Source organism: Thermoflexibacter ruber, from assembly GCF_900113045.1.
Lineage (GTDB): Bacteria > Bacteroidota > Bacteroidia > Cytophagales > Thermoflexibacteraceae > Thermoflexibacter > Thermoflexibacter ruber.
Genome location: NZ_FONY01000081.1, coordinates 1 through 8,461 on the forward strand (window position 1 = coordinate 1; position 8,461 = coordinate 8,461).

10 protein-coding genes are annotated in these 8,461 nt (G+C 35.5%); 8 read left to right on the top strand and 2 right to left on the bottom strand.

Going from position 1 to position 8,461, the window contains the following annotated elements:
* The 3 genes from BM141_RS21715 to BM141_RS21725 form a co-directional block, all read left to right on the top strand.
* A partial coding sequence (locus tag BM141_RS21715) for an Rpn family recombination-promoting nuclease/putative transposase (RefSeq protein ID WP_143091066.1) occupies positions 1–810 on the top strand: 810 nt, incomplete at its 5' end.
* 45 nt (positions 811–855) lie between these two features.
* On the top strand, positions 856–1,836 hold the full coding sequence (locus tag BM141_RS21720) for an RHS repeat-associated core domain-containing protein (RefSeq protein WP_091549542.1): 981 nt from the start codon (positions 856–858) through the stop codon (positions 1,834–1,836).
* The gene (locus BM141_RS21725; RefSeq protein ID WP_143091067.1) at positions 1,836–2,708 is read left to right on the top strand and encodes a hypothetical protein; all 873 of its coding nucleotides are present in this window, start codon (positions 1,836–1,838) and stop codon (positions 2,706–2,708) included. Before BM141_RS21720 ends, BM141_RS21725 begins: the two co-directional genes overlap by 1 nt.
* Before the next feature lie 189 nt (positions 2,709–2,897).
* On the opposite strand, the gene BM141_RS22690 is transcribed toward BM141_RS21725, so the two are convergent.
* Positions 2,898–3,053 carry a PIN domain-containing protein gene (locus tag BM141_RS22690; RefSeq protein WP_143091068.1) on the bottom strand — a complete coding sequence of 52 codons (156 nt, stop codon included), beginning with the start codon at positions 3,051–3,053 and terminating at the stop codon, positions 2,898–2,900.
* A gap of 120 nt (positions 3,054–3,173) precedes the next feature.
* A complete protein-coding gene (locus BM141_RS21730; protein ID WP_091549544.1) occupies positions 3,174–3,383 on the bottom strand; it encodes a hypothetical protein in 210 nt (69 codons plus the stop codon).
* 104 nt (positions 3,384–3,487) lie between these two features.
* Here BM141_RS21730 and BM141_RS23305 point away from each other — a divergent pair, with 104 nt between their 5' ends.
* The 5 genes from BM141_RS23305 to BM141_RS21760 all read left to right on the top strand — a co-directional run.
* Positions 3,488–4,957, top strand: coding sequence for an RHS repeat-associated core domain-containing protein (locus tag BM141_RS23305; protein WP_177217508.1), 1,470 nt, complete (start codon positions 3,488–3,490; stop codon positions 4,955–4,957).
* 5 nt (positions 4,958–4,962) lie between these two features.
* Entirely contained in the window at positions 4,963–5,526 is a 564-nt protein-coding gene (locus BM141_RS21740) for a hypothetical protein (protein ID WP_091549545.1), read from the top strand.
* 190 nt (positions 5,527–5,716) lie between these two features.
* Positions 5,717–6,700: an RHS repeat-associated core domain-containing protein gene (locus BM141_RS21745; RefSeq protein ID WP_177217509.1), complete on the top strand. Its 984-nt coding sequence runs from the start codon at positions 5,717–5,719 to the stop codon at positions 6,698–6,700.
* Positions 6,687–7,559 (top strand): hypothetical protein, encoded by an 873-nt coding sequence (locus BM141_RS21750; protein ID WP_143091069.1) that lies wholly within the window; start codon positions 6,687–6,689, stop codon positions 7,557–7,559. Before BM141_RS21745 ends, BM141_RS21750 begins: the two co-directional genes overlap by 14 nt.
* Positions 7,560–7,881: 322 nt before the next feature.
* Positions 7,882–8,461, top strand: a 580-nt coding sequence (locus BM141_RS21760) for an Rpn family recombination-promoting nuclease/putative transposase (RefSeq protein ID WP_091549549.1), incomplete at its 3' end; no start/stop codon positions are given.

Sequence of the window (8,461 nt, forward strand, 5' to 3'; positions counted from 1 at the left end):
TTTGGGGAGGAGGCAAACAAAGACCTGCTCATTGATTTTTTGAACGAACTGCTCACAGACAAGGGCAAAATCATTGATTTGACCTACCTCAAAAGTGAGCATTTAGGCACAACCGACTTAGATAGAAAGGCAATCTTTGACCTATATTGCGAAAACGAAAAAGGAGAAAAGTTCATTGTGGAGATGCAAAGAGCAAAACAGGACTATTTTAAGGATAGAAGTCTTTACTACGCCACCTTTCCCATTCAAGAACAAGCGAAGCGAGGCGATTGGAACTATCAATTGAAAGGGGTTTATTCCATAGCCATTACCGATTTTCTTATAGATGATGACAAGGCAAACAGAGGCAAGATAGTGCATGACATCAGACTGATAGAAAAAGAAACACACAAGATATTTTATGATAAATTGCGCTTTATCTATGTAGAAATCAAGAAGTTTGACAAGACCTTAGAGGAGATAGAAAGTCATTTTGACAAGTGGTTGTATGTGCTAAAAAACTTAGTAAAAATAGAGGAGATACCAGCTAAGTTGCAAGAAAAAGTGTTTAAAAAGCTGTTTCAAATTGCAGAGATTGCACGTTTTGATGAGAAGCAGTTGCAATCTTACCGAGATAGTGAAAAGAACTATTTGGACTTTACAGCCTCTTTGGAAACTTCGTTTAATGAAGGAAAAATTGAAGGAAAGGTAGAAAGAGAAATAGAAATAGCTAAGAATTTTATTAGTTTAGGTTTAGATAATGCAACAATTGCCAAAGGAACAGGCTTAACTATTGAGCAGATAGAAGCATTGAGGAAAGAGGTGAGGTAGAGGGAGTGGTAAACTCTTATTTCTACCCTGTCTTTCGGCTTGGGCATGAAGGGCTTGGACTATGTGCAGAATGTAAGTCAGGAGAATAAGTTTACCTTCAATGGCAAAGAAAAGCAGACCGAACTTGGGCTACACCACTACGATTTCAGTGCCAGAAGCTATGACTATCAGACAGGTAGGACTACTACCCTTGACCCTCATGGGGAAAGGTATGTGAGTGTTTCGCTCTATTCTTTCTTGAATAACAACCCGCTGAGGTACATAGACCCTACGGGGATGGACGGGGAAAGCATACTACCACAAGGGACAGCCTACGACCAAATGAAGGAGAAAGATGATAGGGAAAGGGAGAAAAATAGGCAGAATAAAGGCAAGTCTAATAATGTGATTTTGATGTTTAGTGATTTAGATGTAAAAAGAGGCATCTATGAAGACTCTCAGTGGAGTGCTTTTAGTGATAAGGGGGACATAGATGGAGATTATGAATATGGTAATGGTGTTATAAAAGTAAATAATCTGGAAGCAGCCTACTTATTTTTGGAAATTTGGGTAAAGGTGTACGGAAAAGTAGATAATCTGGTTATTGCAAGTGATGGGACTTATGACCCTAAAAGTTTGCATGGGGTAACTTTTACAAGTGGGATTGCACTGTACGAAAAAGATTTGAATAACAAATCTGCTTATGCCAACTTACTCAAAGGGGTTACAGATTTTGTAAAAGGTAAAGGAGATTTAGTATTTATTGCTTGTTACGCTGGTTGGATTGGTAAGTCAATGAGTGATTTTCTCAATGAGAATAGGAAAAAAAATCCAATTAATATTTACATGAATAAAGATTTTTCTACCTATATAGAGGGTCCGGAGTTTTATGCACGCAAATGGGCTTATGTACCTTTGGACACATGGCTCACAAAAAGGAATAACTATAAGTATGGCTGGATGAATGTAACCACAGGAGTAAAATATGCAAATTTAAGACTTCTTAAAAATGGAACTATTCAAACAACTGATAAAGCGCCATGGTAATGATGAAAAATATAAAAAACTGTGTAATCATAATGATTCCTTTTTTTCTTAATAGTTTTCAAATGCAACAAACTTTATCTAAGATAACTATAAAAGAAATCTATGATTTTGGTAAAGATATTGCTGTAATGGCAGCCAAAGCAAAAGTTGTTAAATTAGTACCCTATCAAAGTTTTAATTTTAGCTCTCTTGAACCTATAAATAGTTCTAATGTCAGTCATGATGACTACTTTAAAATAGGCTATGACAGTGTTGGTAAAGTTATAAAGGTATATCACTTTGAGAAAGAGTCACGCTTAGGTAATTTTGAAATGGATATTTATCACCATGAAAAATTTAAGATTGCAACTCTGATAAAGTTAGGAGAGAATTGCGATACAAGTAGCGTTGAGAATAAAACATACTTAAAAGGCGTATTTGTACTATTAACAGATATAAAGAAAATTTACTTTATAAACACTGTTAGGCAATATGATAATAATTGCATATTTTGTGGAGGAGTAGATTATGAAAGTAGTTCTTTTTCTTTGGGTAATTTTCAGGATATTTCTGTGGTTATGTTGATAAATGCTAACTTTTATCCTGAATATATATTTAGAGTTTCTTTTAATAGACTACTTTTTGTTTCCTTACCTGTATATGATAGTAAAAATTTTAGCTTGCTTTCTGAAACCTTACTTGCTTATAATTGTGCAAAAAATTTTGAAATCAGAGAACAAACTCAATTAAAAGATTTTGATGATATTATAGAAAAAAACTGTCTATATCCAATTGCAAAGGTAATTCCATCAATTAACCCTGAATGTAGTCACCTGCCTTTGTGGTTAAATAGTGGTATATATTACTATGAATTTCCTCATAATAAAGATTAATCCCGTCTTTTAAGGTTATTGGTATTAGTGAAGCGCACCAACCAACTGTAAATTGACCCCCTGTTTGCGATAGCCTTAAACACGGCAGATTGCTACCCATCCGGCTAAGGTATTCTTTTTGCAAACTTCAGGCTTGGGTGTAAGGTGCGTAGGTAGGAAAAAGAAAAAGCTATGAAAAATAGTAAATAATTACGCTTTAGATTTATAAAGTTTCAGTCCCTCTATATAATCAAAATCCTGCCTATTAAGTGTGTAAAGTGGGACATTATTGCAAAGGGCAGTCGCAGCGATAAAAGCATCAGGAATACCTATCCTACTGTCCAAATAACCTAACATCAATTGCATGAACTTCAGGCATATTTCCTTGTTTATCAAAAACTTATTGAACTGATTAATGAGGCTTTTGGTAGGTATTTATCACACAAAATTACTTGGTTCTTTGCTATGCTTGCCTCCTGATTTGTTCTAAGGTAATGTCATTGTCTTTCCATATTCCAGCAAAGGATTTTCCCCTTTTGTAAAACTCCCAGCCACAAAGCTATCCTCTTGTTCTTGTTCCTCTTGTCCTTCTAATAAATAATTTACTTTCACAAAGTCAATCAGTTGCAAAAACTCAAAAAATGCCTTTAGCTTTGAGTTGGCTACTTGGAGAACAATAGTGGTAGTTTCTTCCATAGTTTTAAGCTATTTTTATCATCAAATTTACAACAATTATCAAAATTTACCATCATTTTCTCTCATTTTGTAGTAATTTCTTATCTGACTTTTTAGTCCAATACATGATAGCCCAAGCAGGCGGTACCGTCCAAGACCAAGACAAGAGAGAAAAGCCTGTTCTTCCTCCTAACCGTCTGACCCTGAATAGCCCTGTGGTCGTTATCCCTGCCCAAGCCCAGCAAAACATCGGCGAGATCATCATTCCGCCCTCGCCGCCACGAATAAATCTCATCGGCATAGGGCAAATTATAGGAAAAACCCTATCTTTGCAGAGGAAGGCAAAGGAAGACCCAGCGACTCCTTACCAAGGCGACTTAGGGCAGATGAATGTCTTAGGAAGGCAGAGCCTCAGCACACCCCCACAGGCAAAGTTGGTAGTGAACTTATATGCAGGAGCTTCTATAGTACAAACTTACGAGCAGCCTGTAACCCTTGCAGGGGAAACCGCATGGGAGGAACTCAGCATAGGCTTTACTACCACCGCACAGGTCAGGGTAGAGGCATACGTCATCAGCACAGAGCCAGATACAGAGTTTTACACTTGGTTTGATGAGCTGAAGATAGAGATTACTGACAAGCCTACGGCTATGGTAGTGCAAGAAAATCACTATTACCCTTTCAGACTCGGCATGAAGGGTTTGGATTATGTGCAGACGGCGAGTAAGGAGGATAAGTGGCAGTTCAACAGCAAGGAGAAGCAAACAGAGCTTGGGTTACATTGGCACGACTACGGAGCGAGAAACTATGATGCTCAGATAGGAAGATTCTTTAAAGTAGATAGGTTTGCAGAAAAATACTACAACTTTTCACCATATCAATATGCCGCTAATAATCCAATTAGGTATATTGATGTGAATGGAGATAGCATATATGTGCAGTATGACGGTCATAATTTAACATATCGCAATGGACAGTTTTACTATGCTTCAGGGGAAAGAACAGGTAAAGTTTTTTTGACTAAACCTAAGTCTTTTTTATCAGGAGTACTAACAGCTCTTAATCAATTAGGTAGTAAAACCCAAAAAGGAAAAGAACTTGTAAATTTCTTTTCGAATAAAGAAAATAACGCATATATTAAAGCAGGGAATAAAAACTCGGAAGGTCATGGCACAATAACTATTAAAAAAGACTTGACGGGCTCTGATATTATGACTAAGGAGGGCATACAAGAGAGTCCATTATGGCTTGATTTAGGACATGAATTAGCACATACACAAGACTACTTAACTAATGGTGAGGGAGTTTATGACAAATGGTTAGATAATCCAAAAGACCCTCATGACCCATATAAGCAATCAGAAAAGTATGCAACTCATGTAGAAAATATAATGAGAGCACAGGCTGGCTTACCTCTACGCACACATTATGCCACACAAGGGAATGAGGGTTACGAACCTTCATTGATATTACAAGTAGAAAGGGACACATTTGATACCAATAGACCTCAAAGAATTATAAGAATCTTGGATACGAGCGCGTTCTTCACAGATTCCCAGAATAAACCTATTAATTACAATAATTTTAAAAAATAATAGCAATGAAAAAATATTTGATTTTGGGATATTATTTAGTTTTTACTTATTTGATGTCTTTTTGCTCTTTGAAAAAAGAGATAATTAAAACCATAAACCTCAATAATGAAAGGAGTGGCTATACTACTCAGTGGAGGAATTCGACTATTAAACAATTGGAAATCAAAAACTTGCTTAACAAGTATGATACTTTGATACTTATTGAGCATATTTATTATGGCTCAACCTTATCCTACTTTTGCTCTGTATATGCAGACTCATTTATTGTTTATTTTGAAGCAGAAGACACTTATCCTGTAGGTAAAAATTACAGAATAAAGAAAACAAGTAAAAAGCAGGGAAAAGTAGGAAGTAATGACTTTTATATGTACATTATTCAGCACATAAAAAAGAATAATATAAATCACATTTTGGAACAAGGTAAGGTTGACCATAATAATCCTTCACAAGATATTGTGATAAATATTTTACAGCGTAAAAACAAATTATTAACCATCCAAACATATGAAATCAATCCGTTTACACCTATAGAAGAGATAGAGCGTAGAAAGAAATGGATGAGAAACTAATGTCTCTCTTGCCTTTGTTAGTGTTGAACGCGGTGTGCAACACCAACAAACATTTTTCATTGGTAGTCAGCAAGCTATAGTTGTGATGAGTTTTTCACGTGTTGCACCCCGCGTCAAAAGACATGAAAAATTGCATTTCATTCATAATTCATCATTTATAATTTCTAATTTTACTCTCCTTTGCTTGGGCATGAAGGGTTTGGATTATGCGCAGGTGGCGAGTAAGGAGAGTAAATGGCAGTTTAACAGCAAAGAAAAGCAGACAGAACTTGGGCTACACCACTATGATTTTAGTGCCAGAAGCTATGACTATCAGATAAATAGGACTACTACCCTTGACCCTCATGGGGATAGGTACCCAGACATGAGTGGGTATAGCTTCTTGAATAACAATCCCCTTAATACCATATACCCTACGGGCATGGACGGGGAAAGCATACTACCACAAGGGACAGCCTACGACCAAATGAAGGAGAAAGATGATAGGGAAAGGGAGAAAAATAGGCAGAATAAAGGCAAGTCTAATAATGTGATTTTAACATTTTTTGATGTAAAAACGCAAGAAGGAACTTACGAAAGTTCTGCATGGAATGTATTTAGTGATAAAGAAGATATGGATGGACAGTACGATAATAATGGTGTAAAGGTGAATGTAGTAGGTTTAGAGGCAGCTTATTTGTTTGCAGAATTTTGGACAAAAACGTATGGTAAAATAGATAATTTGGTTATTGCAACGCATGGAGCAACAGACAAAAATGCGTTAGCTTTCTCTCATGGGATCACTCTTTTAGGCAGTGATTTTATACCAAAATTTAATAAATCTCCATACGTAGCACATCTTAAAGCTATTACTGACCTTGTAAAACCCATGGTCAAAGATAAAAATACTGGTAATGTTGTATTTCTTGGTTGTAGGGCAGGTGGAATGTATAAAGCTGTAAATAACTTCCTTAATTCGAGTAGAGATGGTAAGATTAACATCTTCATGAACAAAGATTATACTACGATTTATGGAAACCATAAAGTTGGTTACAGAGTTCCTTTGGATACATGGCTTACTCAAGAGAAAAAGTACAAATTTGGATGGGTCAATGCTACTACTGGAGACAGTTATGCAAACTTAATGATACGCAAAAACGGAACCATTTTACTAAAAAATCATGCTAAAAAATAAAATTTTTAATTATTTTTTGATAATAATCCTTCCTGCTTGTATGGGAGGATTTCAATCTCCGCAATCATTTGTTGAACCTACAATAGGTGAGATTTATGACTTCGCTAAAAATATTCCTTCTATGGATTCTAAATACAAAGTAGCTCAGTGGGTAGATTATCAATTCTTTGATTTCAACACACTTACACCCAAAGATAGTACAAATATCAAGCGTAAAGATTATTTCAAAGTAGGGTATGACTATTCACATAAAATCATAAGCATAATGCATATAGAAAATGAATGGAACTTAGGAAATTTTGAAATGTTTTTCTACTATAATTCTAAATTTGTGCTTGCCACCGTTAAATCTTTTGATTATTACAAAGAAGGCTCATTTTTAGATGGTTTTTTTGTCATATACCCAAGTCGGAAACAATCTTACTTTATTTCTTTGCAGAAACTATATTTCAATGATGAGATAGCGCGTGGAGGGTTTGTCAATGAGAATAAAAATTTTGATTTAGGCAATCTTGAAGATATTTCTGTAGTAATGATTTTAGATGAACGTTTTTTTGCAAAATACATATTCAGGGTTTCCTTCGGCAGATTATTATTTGTTTCTGAACCGGTTTATAGTCATAAGGGTAATTTGAGATTGCTTTTTGAGCATTTATGGTCATACAATTGCCCAGAAAATTTTAATATTAGTTTTCAAAGCCAATTAAGCGATTTTGACAAGATTCTTGAAAAGGATTGTTTGTATTGGATGGCTGCTGTGGAATCACCATTCAATCCTAATTATTGTTTTCCACTGTGGGAAAATTCAGGTAAATATGAATATAGAATGACTTTTGATGAGGAATATGAAGAGGATTAGAAATATGGCAACTTGTCCTCCTGTTAGTCCGCATTTGATTAAGTTTGTTTCGCCTTTGAATTCTATGAATAAAGCAAATTTTGGACAAATTTTTTTTCATATTTTCCCTGCTGGGTGGGATTTACAATCTCGCCCTACTTTGTTGAGGACAGTTCCACTGTTGCTCTTGTCTGTGTCTTCACAAACAAGGGTTTTATTATTGGTAGTCAGTAAGCTATGATAGTAAAAATCAAAATTTGCATTTCATTCCAGATTTCTGATTCTTAATTCCTCATTGATATTTCCTCATTTTTCCCTATCTTTGTCTAAAACAACATAGAACATGATAGCACAAAAATACATCAATCCTTTCACTGACTTTGGCTTCAAGAAAATCTTTGGGGAGGAGGCAAACAAAGACCTGCTCATAGATTTTTTGAACGAACTGCTCACAGACAAGGGCAGAATCATTGATTTGACTTACTTGAAAAGTGAGCATTTGGGGACTACTGACTTGGATAGGAAAGCCATCTTTGACCTTTACTGTGAAAACGAAAAAGGAGAAAAGTTCATTGTGGAGATGCAAAGGGCAAAACAGGATTTTTTTAAGGATAGAAGTCTTTACTACGCCACTTTTCCCATTCAAGAACAGGCAAAGCGAGGTGATTGGAACTATCAATTGAAAGGGGTTTATTCCATAGCCATTACTGATTTTCTCATAGATGATGACAAAGCAAACAGAGGCAAGATAGTGCATGACATCAGACTGATAGAAAAGGAAACACATAAGATATTTTATGACAAGTTGCGCTTTATCTATGTAGAAATCAAGAAGTTTGACAAGACCTTAGAGGAGATAGAAACACATTTTGACAAGTGGTTGTATGTGCTAAAAAACTTAGTAAAAATAGAGGAGATACCTT

Bases quoted from the DNA above. Each gene is read 5' to 3' on its own strand.
- BM141_RS21730 (WP_091549544.1), bottom strand. From the start codon at position 3,383: ATGGAAGAAACTACCACTATTGTTCTCCAAGTAGCCAACTCAAAGCTA.
- BM141_RS21725 (WP_143091067.1), top strand. From the start codon at position 1,836: ATGATGAAAAATATAAAAAACTGTGTAATCATAATGATTCCTTTTTTT.
- BM141_RS23305 (WP_177217508.1), top strand. From the start codon at position 3,488: ATGATAGCCCAAGCAGGCGGTACCGTCCAAGACCAAGACAAGAGAGAA.
- BM141_RS21720 (WP_091549542.1), top strand. From the start codon at position 856: ATGAAGGGCTTGGACTATGTGCAGAATGTAAGTCAGGAGAATAAGTTT.
- BM141_RS21740 (WP_091549545.1), top strand. From the start codon at position 4,963: ATGAAAAAATATTTGATTTTGGGATATTATTTAGTTTTTACTTATTTG.
- BM141_RS22690 (WP_143091068.1), bottom strand. From the start codon at position 3,053: ATGCAATTGATGTTAGGTTATTTGGACAGTAGGATAGGTATTCCTGAT.
- BM141_RS21750 (WP_143091069.1), top strand. From the start codon at position 6,687: ATGCTAAAAAATAAAATTTTTAATTATTTTTTGATAATAATCCTTCCT.
- BM141_RS21745 (WP_177217509.1), top strand. From the start codon at position 5,717: ATGAAGGGTTTGGATTATGCGCAGGTGGCGAGTAAGGAGAGTAAATGG.